Genomic DNA, 14,788 nt, shown 5'->3' on the forward strand with positions numbered 1-14,788 from the left:
CTCACATCCCCTTCGCCGGGACGAGCTGCAGGTAGATCGCGGTGAGCACCACGTTCACCAGGAACAGCAGCATGAACGAGATGACCACGGCCTGGTTCACCGCGTCCCCAACGCCTTTCGGCCCCGGGGCGGGGTTGAGGCCCCGGTGTGCGGCGACCACCCCGGCGATGAACCCGAAGATCACCGCCTTGATCTCACCGATCCACAGGTCGGGCAGCTGGGCGAGGCCGTTGAAGCTGGCCATGTAGGCGCCGGGAGTGCCGCCCTGCATGATGACGTTGAAGAAGTAGCCTCCGAGCACGCCGACGACGCTGACCACGCCGTTGAGCAGGGTGGCGACGAGCATCGCCGCGAGCACGCGGGGCACGACCAGCCGGTGGATCGGTGAGACGCCCAGGGTTTCCATCGCGGCGATCTCGTCGCGGATGGTGCGCGCGCCCAGGTCGGCGCAGATCGCCGAGCCGCCGGCCCCGGCGATGAGCAGTGCGGTGATCAGCGGGCTGGCCTGCTGGATGATGGCCAGCACGCTGGAGGCACCGGTGAACGACTGGGCGCCGATCTGCTTGGTCAGCGAACCGAGCTGCAGCGCGATCACCGCCCCGAACGGGATCGACACCAGGGCGGTGGGCACAATGGTCACGCTGGCGACGAACCAGGACTGCTGGACGAACTCGCGCCACTGGAACGGCCGGGCGAACACCGCCCTCGCCACGTCCACGGCGTGCAGGAACAGCCGTCCGGTCTCGCTGAGCGGACCGGTACCGGCTGGTCGTGCCACTCCAACACCCATCGCGGCTCCCCGTGGTCTCGGCAGGGCATCCAGAGTGATCAGCCACACACCTCGCTTCCAGGGGCACTCTGCCTCCCGATTCCCCCACTCTGGTGCACATCGCCCGTAACCCGAACCCGAACTGCGAGCGATAGACCTCTCCGGGCTCGTGAAATCCGTTTCACCCCAACGACATCCACGGTCTCAAGTGGAACGCCCCCGTCCGCCTCGCCCAGCAGGGTCCGGTTAGACCGGTGGTGAGCGGGTACTCCGAGAGCGGAGGTCGGAGCACGAGAGGAGGTTCACCGGTGGTGAGCTGGCAGGCTCGGGTCGTCATCGCGAAGTACTGGGTGACCCGGCGCAAGCAGGTCTTCGCCGATCCGGGGAAGTTGCGGGACAGCGCGGAGAGCCACCAGGCGGAGAGCGTGCAGGTGCCCGGTTGGGTCCACCGGCGCTTCGACGTCGTGGAGTCCGACGTGCTCGGGCACCGCTGCTACACGCTGCACCCCCGCGAGCCGGAGAACTCGCAGCACATCCTCTACCTGCACGGAGGCGCCTACGTGCACCAGGTCGAGCAGGCTCACTGGCGGTTCCTCGCCCGGCTGATCGACTCGACCGGGTCGGTGGTCACCGTGCCGATCTACCCGCTGGCTCCCGCGCACGCCTACGACGAGACGCTGGCGATGGTCTGGGAGACCTACCAGCGGACCCTCGGGGATCTCCCGGCCCAGGACCAGATCGTCATGGGCGACTCCGCGGGCGGCGGGCTGAGCCTGTTCGTGGCGCAGCGGATCAAGCACCGCGGGTGGCCGCAGCCGCGACGCCTGGTGCTGTTCGCGCCCTGGCTGGACCTCACCACGTCGAATCCGGGCATCGCCGAGCGCGAGTCGCACGACCCGTTCCTCAGCGGGCCGGGGCTGCGGGAGGCCGCCCGGCTCTACACCGACGGACTCGATCAGCGCGATCCGCGGGTGAGCCCGCTGTTCGGCGACCTGTCGGGGCTGGCTCCGATCAGCGTGTTCACCGGAACCCGCGACGTGCTGCTGACCGACTCACGACGACTGCGCGACCGGATCCGCGCGACCGGCGCCGACGTCGACTACGAGGAGTACCCCGGGATGTTCCACGGCTGGATCTTGCAGAACCTGCCGGAGGCCAGGCACGCGACCGACCGGGTCTCGGAGCTGGTCGGTGATTGAACGGGCAGGTTTCGGGGAAACCACCCCCCAGAGCCTTCCCCGGACACGCCGAAGACGAGGTGAGCGGTCATGACCCATCCTCCGGACCCGGACAGCGTGCAGCCGTTCCTGCGGGAGGTGCACTACCCGGTCAGCAAGCAGGAACTGGTGCACATCGCCGAGCAGCAGGGCGTGGACGGCGAGGTGCTGCGCGCGTTGCGCATCGTCCCCGACCGCACATACGAGAACCAGGAGCAGGTCAACGAGGAGGTCGCGCTGGGAAGTTAGGAGCTGGTGACCGACAGCGCCTAGCCGTGGCGGCTGAGGACCAGCAGCGTGACGTCGTCACCGGCTGACGCCGCCGTCACCAGGCGGTGGGTGACGGCGGTGCAGACCTCCTGGGCTGGCGCGCACTCGATCGCCTCGCACAGCGAGTTCAGCCCGACGTCGATGGACTGCTGGCGGCGCTCGATGAGCCCGTCGGTGTAGAAGCACAGCACGGAGGACTCCGGCAACTCGATGCTGGTGGAGCGCCGCTCGCGGCGGGACACCTCCACGCCCACCGGCGGGTCCACCGGCGCCTTGACGAGGTCGCCGCAATCACCGGGCAGCGCGAGCACCGGCGGCAGATGCCCGGCCAGCGAGAGCTCCAGCCGCGACGTGGCCGGGTCGTAGAGCGCGTAGGACACTGTGGCCATCGCGTCCGACTCGAAGTAGGTGACCTTGCGGTCGAGCTTGTGCAGCACGCGGGCGGGGTTCTCGTCGTCGAGCGCGTACGCGCGCAGCGCGCTGCGCAGACGTCCCATCACCACCGCGGCCAGCAGACCGTGGCCGACGACGTCACCGATCACGATGCCGATCTGGCCGGAGGGCAGTTCGAACACGTCGTACCAGTCACCGCCGATGCCGTGGTCGGCGCCGGCGATGTAGCGGCCGTCCATCGACGCACCGGGAACGGACGGCAAGCGGCTGGGCAGCAGGCTGTGCTGCAGCACGGTCGCGGCGATGCGTTCCGCGCGCGAGGAACCGACCTTCGAGACCGAGGCGATGCGGTCGGCGGCGATGCGCACAAGACCGGCGTCCTGGTCGGTGAACCCGTGCTGCCCGAACGCGCCGACGCACAGCACTCCCAGCGTGTCGCCACCCGCGACCATCGGGGCCCCGACGAGCGATCGGATCCCCTTCGGCTGCAACGGCGTGCTGACGAGGACGTCGTCGTCGACTCGGTTGGACACCACGGCCCGCTCGGAGTCGAGCACGGCGGCGGCGAAATCGTTGCCCACCGGGATGCGGACGCCCTGCCGGACCTCGTCCTCGATGCCCACCGAGGCGGTCGCGATCAGCTCCTCACCACCCGAATCCAGCAGCAGGACCGTCGCCATGTCCACACCAAGGACATCGCGCACCCGAGCCAGGATTTCGCGCAGCAGCTCGTTGACGTCCAGGTGAGCCAACGAGGTGTCCGTGACCAGTTCGATGCGCCGCAAACGCTCCTCGGCGGAAGATTCCGCAGAAGCACGCATGCGTTCAGCATAGCCGCCACGGTGCCGTGCGTCTTTGCCAAGCGGGCCCAGCGGTCCCATCATGGGGTCATGGCTACCGACATCAACGAGAGCACGACGCCGTTCAGCGCGGTCGCCGAGTGGTCGGGCCGCACGCTCTTCGTCACCGCGACCGGCGAGGTCGAACTGGTCAACTCACCGCAGCTCGAGGCGGTGCTCAACCACGCCCTCACCGATGAGCCCGAGGTCCTGGTGCTCGACATCATGGACGTCACGTTCCTGTCGTCGGCCGGACTGGCCGTGCTGGTGCGCACCCACCGCAACGCGGAGGCGGCCGGCACCCGGTTCCGGGTCGTCGCCGCCAACGTCGCCACGCTGCGCCCGATCCAGCTCATGGGACTGGACCAGGAGTTCGACGTGTTCGCCGACCGCGATGACGCCCTGTCCGGCGCGCGGGGTTTGTGAGCTGTCCGAGTCGCCGAACCTAGGAGCTGAGCCTCGTTTGACGGAGAACTGTTAGGAAGCGACCTATGGCACCCGCTCAGTCAGGCGGGCCGGAGCCCGGGGCCGTGGAGGCTCTGCGCCGCCACGGAGTCCTCGCCTCCGCCGGCAGCTTGCCGGTGCTGCGCGATGAGCTGGACCAGTGGGCCCGCACCGCCGGGCTCGGCGACAGCCTCGCCGGTGCGCTGGCGCTGGCCACCTACGAGGCGATGGCCAACGCCGTCGAACACGCCTACGACGGCATGCCCGGGCCGTTCGACGTGGAGGCCTCGCTGCTCGACCGGGGCGTCGAGGTGACGGTCACCGACCACGGAACGTGGCGCTCACCGCACGACGGTGACCAGGAGCGCAAGCGCGGCCTCCCGCTGATCCACCGGCTCGCCGACGAAGCGGTCGTGTGCGCCGGCGAGAACGGCACGCGAGTGCGGATGCGGTGGGAGGTCCGGGGCCAGCACGCCGACGGCGACATGTCCTCCGCGGACGCCTCCGGTTGATCACGACGCGGCGAGGAAGTCCTCGACCGCGCTCCCCAGGTCGTCGGGCGCCGCGAACGGCACCATGTGCGCTGCGCCGGGCCAGACCAGCAGGCGCGCCTCCGGGAGCAGCCTGGTGACCCGCTGAGCCCAGTCCTGCGGGACCAGCGCGTCGTGCTCGCCGCGCACGACCAGCGCGGGCGCACCGACCCGGGGCAGCTTGTCCTCGAGGCGGTCGTGAATCGACTCGGCGAAGCTGGTCATCACGCGCCGAAGCCCGGCCTCCCGGTAGTCGCGGAACGTCAGCGGTGCGAGCCGGCGCGGTTCGCAGCGGGCGTTGCGCAACCACCGGCGGACCTGGCCCTGCCAGGTGCGGGCGCGCGGGTCGGTGGTCGGGCCGACCAGGACGAGCCCCCGCACGCGCTCCGGGGCGTGCAGCGCCGCCTCGACGGCGATCTGGCACCCGAAGGAGCATCCGAGCAGGTTCACCTCCGCCAGCCCCGCCTGCTGCCGCCACACGTCCAAGGCCTGCGCCAGGTCGTGGAGCCCGAGCGGGCGGCCGGAACGGCGGCTGGACCCGAAGCCGGGCAGGTCCACCGCCCAGGTCTCGCGCACACCGGCCCGGCCGGACACGAACGGCAGCAGCTCCCGGCTGGAGACCCCTGCGCCGTGCACGCACACCAGCGGAGGGCCCCGGCCCTCGACGCGCCACGCCACGACACCGGCCTCGGACAGGTCCGGGCGGTCGAGTTCGGTCTTCGTGCGCTGCATCATCTCCGGGCTACCCGGAACGGCTCGGTCCGAACCGGAGCCCGCCACGTGTGAACCGTGCCCCCACCGGGTAATCCATGATCGACCGGATGATCGAAATCGGCAGCACGGAGGTGAGAATGACCGCCACGACACGCCTTCCGAAGCCCAACAGCGACTCCTGGCAATGGCAGCTGCGCGCCGCGTGCCGGGATCTCAGGACCGCTCGGTTCTTCCACCCGGACAACGAACGCGGCGAGCGCCGAGCCCAGCGGGAACGGCAGGCGAAGGCCGTCTGCCGCAGCTGCCCCGTCATCGCCCAGTGCCGCGAGCACGCGCTGCGGTCCCACGAGCCCTACGGCGTGTGGGGCGGTCTCGGCGAGCAGGAACGCCGCAGTCTGCTGCGGAAGGCGAGTTGAGCGCGGGGATTCGCGTTCCACCGCAACGGGTATGGCGAGCGGGCGAGCCCGCCGACCGTGGAGGCCCACATGCACCAGGACAGGACCCGCAGACCACCGGACGACGACGAGGACGCCCCGGCCCCGACGACGTCGGGCCAACAGCGCCGCGAGCAGCTCGACGAGGACACCGACGAACTGCTCGACGACATCGACGACGTCCTCGAGGAGAACCCGCAGGACTTCGTCCGGGGTTACGTGCAGAAGAACGGCCAATGAGAACGGCGTTGCCGCGCCGGGGGTGATCGACCCCCGGCGCGGCAACGCTTTTCGGTCATCACACGTTGTCGCGCGGGATGCGGCGGTCCCAGTTCTTGGAGAACACGCGCTCCCCGCCCAGGTAGGCGTCGAGTTCGGCGTGCAGCCGGAACTCGGTGGCCGTGGACGTCAGCGCCGTGCGGGTGCTGGTGCGCACCGCCCAGTCGCCGCGGGTGAAGCCCATCGTCCACTCGATGTCTCCGCGCACCGAGTCGAAGTCCTCCCCGACCCAGCTGTACAGCTCGGTGACGCGGCGATCGACGTCCAGGTCGATGTCCTCGAAGTGGGCATGCCCCAGGTCCTTGATCACCTCCAGCGACGAGCGGTAGTCGGCCAGGTCCCTGCTGACCTGCCACCGCTGCTCCCCTGGGGTGATCTGCTTCGCCGACACCGGTGGGGTGCCCTCGGGTTCACCGAACAGCGGCGTGGGCAGCTCATCAGCCTCTTCGGCCGGCCGGATCGGCAGTTCCAGCTCGCTTTCGGTCGGATGCACGGTCAGCCGCACCGGTTCCGGCGGCGGCCAGGCGAGCGGCCAGTACGAAGTGGACAGCGCCAGCCGGATGCGGTGGCCCTCCGGGAAGGCCTGGGCCACGCCGTTCAGCCGCAACCGAACCTGGTACCGCACACCGGGTTCCAGCGGTTTCGGATCGTCGTGCCCGTCGCGGTGGGTGAGGTTGAGCAGGCCGTAGGTCACGCGCGTGGCCTGCCCGACCGGGCTGACGTCGGAGAGCCGTGCGGCCAGCATCGCCACCGGCCGGTCCACCTCCACGCACACGTCCAGCAGCGGTCCTCCCAGGATCTCGCAGCGCTCGGTCAGCGGTTCGGTGTCGAACACCAGCGACCCGCCGTCCTCCTCGCGCTGGTCGTAGGGCAGGTCCGGGGGTGCGTTGTAGGAGCACCACTTGCCGCCGTACTGCCCGACCGACAGCGGTGAGGACACCGTCAGCGGCCGTGCGTCCTGGTGCTCCCCCGGTTGCGCGATGCTGTTCTGCCCCAGCGGGAACCGGGTGCGGCGCACGTGCGGGGAAGGCCACGACGGCTCGCCGACCCAGCGACCGTGACGCTCCTCGTAGCTGGTGGACGGCGGCATGCTCTCCTGCATCCAGGTGCACAGCATCGGGCCGTCCATGGCTCCGTTGTCGACGCCCTTGAGCCAGTGGTCCCACCAGCGCACCAGCTCCTGCAGGAAGCCGATCGCGGGACCTGGTCGCCCGAGGTGCGGGTACTTGTGCGACCACGGCCCGATCAGTCCGCGACGCGGCGCGTCGAGGTTCTGCATCAGCCGGAACACGGCGTTGGAGTAACCGTCGGCCCAGCCGCTCACCGCCAGCACCGGGCATTCGACCGCGGAGAAGTCCTCGCAGATCGAGCCGTGCCGCCAGTAGTCGTCGCGGCGCTGGTGGCGCAGCCAGGTGTCGATCCACAGGCCGCTCTCGTCCATGCGTTCGCGCCACATCTCCTCCCAGCGGTCGCCGACGACCTCCGGGTCGGGCGGGCAGGAGGTGTAGGCGAACATCGTGCTCGCCCAGGACAGGTTGTCGCTGAGCAGGCATCCGCCCATGTAGTGCACGTCGTCGGCGTAGCGGTCGTCGGCGCAGCACACCGCAGCGATCGCCCCCAGGCTCGGCGGTCTCCTGGCCGCCACCTGGAGGGCGTTGAAACCGCCCCAGGAGATGCCCATCATGCCGGTCCGCCCGGTGCACCACGGCTGTTCCGCCAGCCATGCCAGGACTTCCTCGGCGTCGGCGAGCTCCTGCTCCAGGTACTCGTCGGCCAGGATGCCGTCGGAGTCTCCGCTGCCGCGCAGGTCCACGCGGGCGGCCGCGTAACCGTGCCCGGCCAGGTACGGGTGGTGGATGGAGTCGCGCAACGACGTGAGGTCCCGCAGCCGGTACGGGATGAACTCCAGCACCGCCGGAACGGGTTCGGTGTCGGACGCGACCGGGCGCCAGATGCGTCCGGCCAAGCGGGTTCCGTCGGACATCGGAATCCAGATGTGCTCCTCCTGCTTGATCTCGCAGGGCAGCTCGTCGACCTCGCGCACGCGTCCTCCTCGCTCACCTCGCTTGTCACGGGCGTCACTCGTTGATTACCCATCAACCGTTGCGGCCATGCCCGGCGCGCGCACGTTTCACCGCGCCGCCCCGCGGTTACTCGCGGACAGGACTGCCGAGCACCGAAGGGCGGGCAACATGGTTCGGTTCGGGTACACGCTGATGACGGAGCAGTCGGGGCCGCGCGATCTGGTCAAGCAGGCGGCCGCTGCCGAGCGCGCGGGGTTCGACTTCGCGGTGATGAGCGACCACTACTCGCCGTGGCTGGATGAGCAGGGCCACTCCCCCTACGCGTGGAGCGTGCTGGGGGCCGTCACGCAGATGACCGAGCGGATGGACCTGCTGAGCTTCGTCACCGCGCCGATCATGCGCTACCACCCGGCCGTCGTGGCGCAGAAGGCCGCCACGGTCGGGTTGCTCTCCGAGAACCGGTTCACGCTCGGCGTGGGTGCCGGGGAGAACCTCAACGAGCACGTCATCGGCCAGGGTTGGCCGCCGGTCAACGTGCGGCACGAGATGCTCACCGAGGCGTTGCGGATCATCTCCTCGCTGTTCGACGGCGGCCACGTGAACTTCACCGGTGACCACTACCGGGTCGATTCGGCGAAGCTGTGGGACCTGCCGGACCAGCGGGTCCCGGTGGCCACCGCGGTGTCGGGCGACCAGTCGGTGCATCGCTTCGCCCCGTTGTCCGACGCGATGATCGCCGTCCAGCCCGAATCCTCGCTCTGCCGGGCCTGGGATTCCGCGACCGGTGGTGGCCATCGCAAGTACGGTCAGCAGCCGATCTGCTGGGACCCGTCCGCCGATGCCGCCGCCCAGCGCGCGTGGGAGCAGCTGCGCTGGTTCGCCGGTGGTTGGAAGGTCAACGCCGAACTGCCCGGGCCTGCCGGCTTCGCAGCCGCCACCCAGCACGTGCGGCTCGACGACGTCACGGCGGGCATCCCGTGCGGCCCTGACGTCGATCCGATCGTCAAAACCGTGCAGGCCCACTGGCAGGCGGGTTTCACCGACATCGCCCTGGTCCAGGTCGGCGTGGACGCCGATCCCGCGGGCTTCTTCGGGTTCGCGCGGGAGAAGCTGCTGCCCGCACTCCGCGAAGCGGCCGGCAGCTGAACGCCCCTCCACCGGAATTCTGATTGCACCAGCGTGTTTGGCACCCGTGCCGCGGTGACAACCCGACGGGTGCGAAGGAAGAACCACCTCGACGACGGCTGAGAGGAGTGGTGGGAATGCCCGGGGACCGGATCCGCCAACTCACCAAGAGGGTTCGCGACGAAGTAGCGCAGCACAACCCGATGAAACTCGCCAGGGAGGCTTCGGCTTCCCAGGACGGCGCTCCGAACAAGACGGGAAGGGCGAACTCGCTGCTCCACACCGGGCCTCGCGTCCCACCGGAGCGGCGCAGGAACAGCTGAGATCCCACGGCGCGGCGCCCCCCGGTTTTCCGGGGGCGCCGGTTCGTGCCGCGTCAGCGACGGCGCGGGAGGAACTCCTGGGCCTTGGACTTCACGCCCTCGGTGACCACCGACCACGCGTCGGGGTCTCCCTTGAGCATGGCCTCGGCCATCGACTCGACCTGGCTCCAGTCCGCTTGCGGCGGGATCGGTGGCACGGCCGGGTCGGTGACGAAGTCGATCAGGCAAGGCCGATCGCTGCTCAGCGCTTCGGCCCACGCATCGGAGACGCTGCCCGGGTCGGCGACCCGGATCCCCCGGAAACCCGCGCTGCGCGCGAACTCCGCGTAGTCGAACTCCGGGAGCCGTTGCGAGGGAAGGAACTGCGGAGCGCCGTTGAGCGCGCGCATCTCCCAGGTAACCTGGTTGAGATCGCCGTTGTTGAGCACACCCACGACCACCCGCGGGTCCCGCCACTCGCGCCAGTACTGCCCGATGGTGATGAGCTCGTTGATCCCGTTCATCTGCATCGCGCCATCGCCGACCAGCGCGATCACCGGCCGGTCAGGGTGGGCGAACTTCGCGCCCGTGGCGTAGGGAGCTCCCGGCCCCATGGTGGCCAGCGTCCCGCTCAACGAGCAGCGCATGTGGCCGCGCACCCGCAGGTGCCGGGCGTACCAGTTGGCCGCCGAGCCGGAGTCGGCGGTGATGATGGCGTCATCGGGCAGCTGCGGTGACAGCTCGTGGAACACCCGCTCCGGGTTGAGCGGTTCGGCCTCGACCCCGGCGCGGCGCTCCATCACCTCCCACCAGTCCTGGACTCCGGACTCGACCTTCTCCCGCCAGGCACCGTCCTGCTTGCGGCGCAGGCGCGGCAGCAGGGCCGACAGCGTCGCCTTCGCATCGCCGAGCAGGTTCACCTCGAACGGGTAGCGCATGCCGATCATGGTCGGATCGATGTCGATCTGCACCGCGCGGGCCTGCTCGTAGTCCGGCAGGAACTGGCTGTAGGGGAAGCTCGCGCCGATCATCAGCAGCGTGTCGCAGTCGCGCATCAGCTCCCACGACGGCCGCGTTCCCAGCAGTCCCGCCGCACCGGTCACCCACGGCAGGTCGTCCGGCAGCACGTCCTTGCCCAGCAACGCCTTCGACACACCGGCTCCGAGCACGTCCGCGACGGCGGTGACCTCGCCCGCCGCCTTCCGGGCGCCCTGGCCGACCATGATGGCCACGCGCTCGCCGGCGTTGAGCACCTCGGCGGCGCGCTCCAGGTCCGCCTCCGCGGGCGTGGTGACCGCCTCGGAGATCCCGACGCTGGAGGGCACCATCTTGAACGCGTGCGTGGGCGGCGAGTAGGTCATCTCCTGCACGTCGCCCGGGATGATCAGGGCCGTGACGGTCCGGCGCGCGAAGGAGGTGCGCATCGCGCGGTCGAGCGCGTTGGGCAGCTGCTGCGGGGTGGAGACGAACTGCACGTACTCGGCGACGTCCTTGTACAGCGAGGAGAGGTCGACCTCCTGCTGGTAGGCCCCGCCGAGGGAGGTGCTGGCCTGCTGCCCGACGATGGCCACCACGGGAACGTGGTCCAGCTTGGCGTCGTAGAGCCCGTTGAGCAGGTGGATGGCGCCGGGTCCGCCGGTCGCCGCGCAGACCCCCACCTCCCCGGAGAACTTCGCGTACCCCACGGCTTCGAACGCGGCGAGCTCCTCGTGCCGGGCCTGGATGAACCGCGGGTCGTCGTCGGCCCGCTCCCAGGCCGCGAGGATCCCGTTGATGCCGTCCCCGGGGTAGGCGAAGACGTGCTCCACGCCCCAGGTCCGCAGCCGTCGCAGCAGGTAGTCGGCCACCGTGTCGGCCATGCCGAAGCCTCCGATCGTCCGTGTCGGCGTCGTCCCCACCCGCCTACCCGGATGTCGGCGCGCTCAACCGGGATCTGATGGATCTCCTCGGGCGCGGGTCAGCCGGGGTGGGTTTCGCCGCCGACCGGTGCCAGCACCTCGCCGGTGTAGTAGCTGGACAGGCGGTCGGAGGCGAAGAAGACGTAGGACGGCGCGATCTCGTCGGGATGGCCCATGCGCCCCATCGGCGTCTGCTCGCCGAAGCCCTCCACCTTGTCCTCCGGCAGCGTCGCCGGGATCAGCGGTGTCCACACCGGACCGGGCGCCACGCAGTTGACGCGGACACCGGAGGCGGCCAGCGACTGGGCGATCGACTGGGTCAGCACGTGCACCGCGCCCTTGCTGGCCGAGTAGTCCATCAGGTCCTTGTTGCCGCGCAGCCCGTTGACCGAACCGGTGTTGATGATCGCCCCGCCTTCGGGCAGGTGCCGCAGCGCCGCCTTGCACAACCAGAACACCGCGAAGACGTTGACCTCGAAGGTCCGCTTGAACTGCTCGGTGCTGATCGACCGCAGGTCGTCCTGCGCCGCCTGCGTGCCGGCGTGGTTGACCAGCACGTCCAGCCCGCCGAGCCGCTCGGCGGCGTCGTCGACCAGGCGTGTGCAGAAGCTCTCCTCGGCGACGTCGCCGCGGAAAAGGTGGCATTCGCGGCCTTGCTCGCGCACCAGCTCAGCCGTGCGCTCGGCGTCGGCGTCCTCCGAGGTGTCGAAGTAGGCGAGCGCGACGTCGGCGCCTTCCTTGGCGAACGCCACCGACACCGCTCGACCGATCCCGGAGTCTCCGCCGACCACCAGCGCCCGCTTGCCGGCGAGGTGCCCGGAGCCGGTGTAGTCGCGCATCTCATCGCGCGGGTGAGGCTGCATCGGCCCGGTGGCACCCGGTGGGGCCTGCTGCTGGGCCGGCGCGCTGCTGGGCGGCTGTTCCATCTCGTCCTCCACGTCGGAAGTCTTCGGCGCCCCGCCGAGTACCCCACCTCCCGACGTGTTCAACCTCGGCGTGCCAGGGGTATGCGGAGGGTGTGATTGAACGGCCGAAGAACGTGTTCCTGCTAGGTCCCGACGAACGCAATCTCGCCCTGATGCGCGAGCTCCAGCACCTCGCGCCGTACCGGTTCCACGCGCTGCTCGACAAGGAGCAGCTGATGTACGGCGACATCGGCCTGGAGGAGCTGCTGGAGAAGGCCCAGCAGCGCCTCGACGACTTCGCGGAGCCCATCGACGCGATCGTGGGCTACTGGGACTTCCCGGTGAGCTCGATGGTCCCGATCCTGGCCACCGACAACGGCCTGCCGGGACCGAGCCTGGAATCGGTGGTCAAGTGCGAGCACAAGTACTGGAGCCGACTGGTGCAGCGCGAGGTCACCGACGCGCACCCGGGATTCGCGATCATCGACCTGGACGAGCCGGCCACACCGCCGGGGATGCGCTTCCCGATGTGGCTCAAGCCGGTCAAGTCCTTCTCCTCCGACCTGGCGTTCAAGGTCGACGACGAGGACGAGCTGCGCGCGGCGACGGCCGAGATCCGGGACGGCATCGGTCGCATCGGCCGGGCCTTCGACTTCCTGCTATCCAAGCTGGAGCTGCCGCCGGCGATCGAGGAGGCCGGGGGCATGGCGTGCCTGGCCGAGGAGGCCGTGCGAGGCGAGCAGCTCACCACGGAGGGCTACGTCCACGACAGCCGCGCGCACGTGCACGGCATCGTGGATTCGCTGTGCTACCCGGGTTCCTCCAGCTTCCTCGGCTACCAGTACCCCTCGCAGGCCCCGGAGGAGGTGCGGGACCGGATCACCGAGATCAGCCGGGAGGTGATCGAGCACATCGGGCTGAACGATTCGACGTTCAACATCGAGTTCTTCTGGGACACCGAGACAGACGCGGTCAACATCCTGGAGATCAACCCGCGCCTGTCGCAGTCGCACGCGCCGCTGTTCGAGCTGGTCGACGGCATGCCCAACCACCAGGCGATGGTGCAGCTCGCGGTTGGTGAAGAGCCGACCATGCCGAGCCGGGAAGGTCAGGACCGCATCGCGGCGAAGTGGTTCCACCGCGTCTTCGAGGACGCCGTGGTCCGCTCCACCCCGTCCGAGGACGACCTCGCACGGCTGGCCGAGGAGATTCCCGGGGCCACTGTGGACATCATCGCCGAGGAGGGCGCGCGGCTCTCGGAGCTCCCGGCGCAGGACAGCTACAGCTACGAGCTCTTCGCCGTCTACCTGGGAGCGGCGGACGAGGAGGAGCTGCGAGCGAAGTTCGACCGCTGCGTGCAGCTCCTCCCCTTCAGCCTCGCTTGACTCCTACGGCTCCAGGAGGATCTTGATCGCCCCGTCCGCCTTGCGCTGGAAGATGTCGTAGGCGTTCGGGGCATCGTCCAGCGGGAGGTGGTGGGTGGTCAGGTCGCGCACCCCGAGCGGGTCGGATTCGTGGCCGACCAGCGGCAGCAGGTCCGGGATCCACCGCTTCACGTGGGCCTGCCCCATCGCGATGCGAACGCCCTTGTCGAACATGGTGAGCATCGGCATCGGGTCGGCCATGCCGCCGTAGACGCCGCTGAGCGAGATGGTGCCCGCCCGGCGGACGCTGTCGATGCACTGGTGCAGTGCGGAAAGCCGGTCGACCCCGGCCTTGGACATCAGCGGCTCGGCGACGGCGTCGGGCAGCACCCCGGCGACCTTCTGGCCGAGTTCGGCGACGGGTGAGCCGTGCGCCTCCATGCCGACGGCGTCGATCACCGAGTCCGCGCCGCGACCCTCGGTCAGCTCGCGCACGGCGTCGGCGACGTGGTCCTGCTGCGCGGCGTCGATGGTGCGAACTCCGTGCCGCTCGGCCATGTTCAGCCGTTCCGGCACCCGGTCGATGCCGATGGCGCGGAATCCGTGGTGCAGGGCGATGCGGGCCGCCATCTGCCCGATGGGGCCCAGGCCGAACACCGCCACCGTGCCGTCCTTCGGCACGTCGGCGTACTCGACTGCCTGCCACGCCGTGGGCAGCACGTCGGAGAGGTAGACGAACTGCTCGTCCGGCGGTCCTTCCGGTACCTTGATCGGACCGAACTGCGCCTGGGGCACCCGCAGCCACTCGGCTTGGGCGCCGGGAACGCTGCCGTAGAGCTTGGTGTAGCCGAACAGCGCGGCGCCGCTGCCCTGCTCGCGCACCTGGGTCGTCTCGCACTGGGCGAACAGGCGTCGTTCGCACATCCAGCAGTGACCGCAGGAGATGTTGAACGGCACCACGACCCGGTCTCCCGGCGCGATGTCGGTCACCGCGGACCCGGTCTCCTCCACCACGCCCATGGGCTCGTGGCCGAGGATGTCGCCGGGGTCGAGGAACGGGGCCAGCACCTCGTAGAGGTGCAGATCGGAGCCGCAGATCCCGCTGCTGGTGACGCGGATGATCGCGTCCGTGTCCGCCTCCAACTTCGGGTCGGGCACGTTCTCGACGCGCACGTCGCGCGGTCCTTGCCATGTCAGCGCCTTCACAGGCCACCTCCTCAGTAGCTCACCACCACGTTCTTTCCGGTGGCGGCACCGGGCAAACCCCGCACCTCCGCGGCG

Annotated in this window: 15 protein-coding genes; 8 read left to right on the forward strand and 7 right to left on the reverse strand. The window is 69.9% G+C overall.

The window, feature by feature from the left end:
- Window position 1: 1 nt before the first annotated feature.
- A complete protein-coding gene (locus AB0J78_RS22010; protein ID WP_132673170.1) occupies window positions 2–790 on the reverse strand; it encodes an ABC transporter permease in 789 nt (262 codons plus the stop codon).
- A 290-nt stretch (window positions 791–1,080) separates the two neighbouring features.
- Here AB0J78_RS22010 and AB0J78_RS22015 point away from each other — a divergent pair, with 290 nt between their 5' ends.
- Both AB0J78_RS22015 and AB0J78_RS22020 read left to right on the forward strand, forming a co-directional pair.
- The gene (locus AB0J78_RS22015; protein ID WP_363791861.1) at window positions 1,081–1,968 is read left to right on the forward strand and encodes an alpha/beta hydrolase; all 888 of its coding nucleotides are present in this window, start codon (window positions 1,081–1,083) and stop codon (window positions 1,966–1,968) included.
- A gap of 69 nt (window positions 1,969–2,037) precedes the next feature.
- A complete protein-coding gene (locus AB0J78_RS22020; RefSeq protein WP_363791863.1) occupies window positions 2,038–2,235 on the forward strand; it encodes a DUF2795 domain-containing protein in 198 nt (65 codons plus the stop codon).
- A 20-nt stretch (window positions 2,236–2,255) separates the two neighbouring features.
- On the opposite strand, the gene AB0J78_RS22025 is transcribed toward AB0J78_RS22020, so the two are convergent.
- Window positions 2,256–3,470 carry a GAF domain-containing SpoIIE family protein phosphatase gene (locus AB0J78_RS22025; protein WP_363791865.1) on the reverse strand — a complete coding sequence of 405 codons (1,215 nt, stop codon included), beginning with the start codon at window positions 3,468–3,470 and terminating at the stop codon, window positions 2,256–2,258.
- A 69-nt stretch (window positions 3,471–3,539) separates the two neighbouring features.
- Between AB0J78_RS22025 and AB0J78_RS22030 the strand changes: the two genes are divergently transcribed.
- Both AB0J78_RS22030 and AB0J78_RS22035 read left to right on the forward strand, forming a co-directional pair.
- Window positions 3,540–3,914 (forward strand): STAS domain-containing protein, encoded by a 375-nt coding sequence (locus AB0J78_RS22030; RefSeq protein WP_363791867.1) that lies wholly within the window; start codon window positions 3,540–3,542, stop codon window positions 3,912–3,914.
- Between the two features lie 65 nt (window positions 3,915–3,979).
- Entirely contained in the window at window positions 3,980–4,444 is a 465-nt protein-coding gene (locus tag AB0J78_RS22035; protein WP_363791869.1) for an ATP-binding protein, read from the forward strand.
- On the opposite strand, the gene AB0J78_RS22040 is transcribed toward AB0J78_RS22035, so the two are convergent.
- Complete coding sequence (locus tag AB0J78_RS22040) at window positions 4,445–5,194, reverse strand: alpha/beta hydrolase (RefSeq protein ID WP_363791871.1); 750 nt, start codon at window positions 5,192–5,194, stop codon at window positions 4,445–4,447.
- Between the two features lie 119 nt (window positions 5,195–5,313).
- On the opposite strand from AB0J78_RS22040, the gene AB0J78_RS22045 reads away from it, so the two are divergent.
- Together AB0J78_RS22045 and AB0J78_RS22050 are read left to right on the forward strand one after the other, a co-directional pair.
- Window positions 5,314–5,592: a WhiB family transcriptional regulator gene (locus AB0J78_RS22045; protein WP_363791873.1), complete on the forward strand. Its 279-nt coding sequence runs from the start codon at window positions 5,314–5,316 to the stop codon at window positions 5,590–5,592.
- 69 nt (window positions 5,593–5,661) lie between these two features.
- Window positions 5,662–5,850 (forward strand): ubiquitin-like protein Pup, encoded by a 189-nt coding sequence (locus AB0J78_RS22050; RefSeq protein WP_363791875.1) that lies wholly within the window; start codon window positions 5,662–5,664, stop codon window positions 5,848–5,850.
- A gap of 58 nt (window positions 5,851–5,908) precedes the next feature.
- Here the strand turns inward: AB0J78_RS22050 and AB0J78_RS22055 are convergent, their stop codons facing one another.
- Window positions 5,909–7,933, reverse strand: a complete 2,025-nt coding sequence (locus AB0J78_RS22055; RefSeq protein ID WP_363791877.1) for a CocE/NonD family hydrolase — start codon at window positions 7,931–7,933, stop codon at window positions 5,909–5,911.
- A gap of 148 nt (window positions 7,934–8,081) precedes the next feature.
- On the opposite strand from AB0J78_RS22055, the gene AB0J78_RS22060 reads away from it, so the two are divergent.
- Window positions 8,082–9,059 carry a TIGR03557 family F420-dependent LLM class oxidoreductase gene (locus tag AB0J78_RS22060; RefSeq protein ID WP_363791879.1) on the forward strand — a complete coding sequence of 326 codons (978 nt, stop codon included), beginning with the start codon at window positions 8,082–8,084 and terminating at the stop codon, window positions 9,057–9,059.
- 355 nt (window positions 9,060–9,414) lie between these two features.
- Here AB0J78_RS22060 and AB0J78_RS22065 read toward each other — a convergent pair whose 3' ends face one another.
- Together AB0J78_RS22065 and AB0J78_RS22070 are read right to left on the reverse strand one after the other, a co-directional pair.
- A complete protein-coding gene (locus AB0J78_RS22065) occupies window positions 9,415–11,199 on the reverse strand; it encodes a thiamine pyrophosphate-requiring protein (RefSeq protein WP_363791882.1) in 1,785 nt (594 codons plus the stop codon).
- A gap of 98 nt (window positions 11,200–11,297) precedes the next feature.
- Window positions 11,298–12,164 (reverse strand): SDR family oxidoreductase, encoded by an 867-nt coding sequence (locus tag AB0J78_RS22070; protein ID WP_363792277.1) that lies wholly within the window; start codon window positions 12,162–12,164, stop codon window positions 11,298–11,300.
- A 152-nt stretch (window positions 12,165–12,316) separates the two neighbouring features.
- Between AB0J78_RS22070 and AB0J78_RS22075 the strand changes: the two genes are divergently transcribed.
- Complete coding sequence (locus tag AB0J78_RS22075) at window positions 12,317–13,528, forward strand: ATP-grasp domain-containing protein (protein ID WP_363791884.1); 1,212 nt, start codon at window positions 12,317–12,319, stop codon at window positions 13,526–13,528.
- Between the two features lie 3 nt (window positions 13,529–13,531).
- Here AB0J78_RS22075 and AB0J78_RS22080 read toward each other — a convergent pair whose 3' ends face one another.
- A complete protein-coding gene (locus AB0J78_RS22080) occupies window positions 13,532–14,713 on the reverse strand; it encodes a zinc-dependent alcohol dehydrogenase (protein ID WP_363791886.1) in 1,182 nt (393 codons plus the stop codon).
- Window positions 14,714–14,788 lie beyond the last annotated feature (75 nt).

Origin of the sequence: Saccharopolyspora sp. NPDC049426 (assembly GCF_040676935.1) — a bacterium.
In the GTDB taxonomy this organism is placed as follows: domain Bacteria; phylum Actinomycetota; class Actinomycetes; order Mycobacteriales; family Pseudonocardiaceae; genus Saccharopolyspora.

Bases quoted from the DNA above. Each gene is read 5' to 3' on its own strand.
- AB0J78_RS22010 (WP_132673170.1), bottom strand. From the start codon at position 790: ATGGGTGTTGGAGTGGCACGACCAGCCGGTACCGGTCCGCTCAGCGAG.
- AB0J78_RS22020 (WP_363791863.1), top strand. From the start codon at position 2,038: ATGACCCATCCTCCGGACCCGGACAGCGTGCAGCCGTTCCTGCGGGAG.
- AB0J78_RS22025 (WP_363791865.1), bottom strand. From the start codon at position 3,470: ATGCGTGCTTCTGCGGAATCTTCCGCCGAGGAGCGTTTGCGGCGCATC.
- AB0J78_RS22030 (WP_363791867.1), top strand. From the start codon at position 3,540: ATGGCTACCGACATCAACGAGAGCACGACGCCGTTCAGCGCGGTCGCC.
- AB0J78_RS22035 (WP_363791869.1), top strand. From the start codon at position 3,980: ATGGCACCCGCTCAGTCAGGCGGGCCGGAGCCCGGGGCCGTGGAGGCT.
- AB0J78_RS22040 (WP_363791871.1), bottom strand. From the start codon at position 5,194: ATGCAGCGCACGAAGACCGAACTCGACCGCCCGGACCTGTCCGAGGCC.
- AB0J78_RS22045 (WP_363791873.1), top strand. From the start codon at position 5,314: ATGACCGCCACGACACGCCTTCCGAAGCCCAACAGCGACTCCTGGCAA.
- AB0J78_RS22050 (WP_363791875.1), top strand. From the start codon at position 5,662: ATGCACCAGGACAGGACCCGCAGACCACCGGACGACGACGAGGACGCC.
- AB0J78_RS22060 (WP_363791879.1), top strand. From the start codon at position 8,082: ATGGTTCGGTTCGGGTACACGCTGATGACGGAGCAGTCGGGGCCGCGC.
- AB0J78_RS22065 (WP_363791882.1), bottom strand. From the start codon at position 11,199: ATGGCCGACACGGTGGCCGACTACCTGCTGCGACGGCTGCGGACCTGG.
- AB0J78_RS22070 (WP_363792277.1), bottom strand. From the start codon at position 12,164: ATGGAACAGCCGCCCAGCAGCGCGCCGGCCCAGCAGCAGGCCCCACCG.
- AB0J78_RS22075 (WP_363791884.1), top strand. From the start codon at position 12,317: ATGCGCGAGCTCCAGCACCTCGCGCCGTACCGGTTCCACGCGCTGCTC.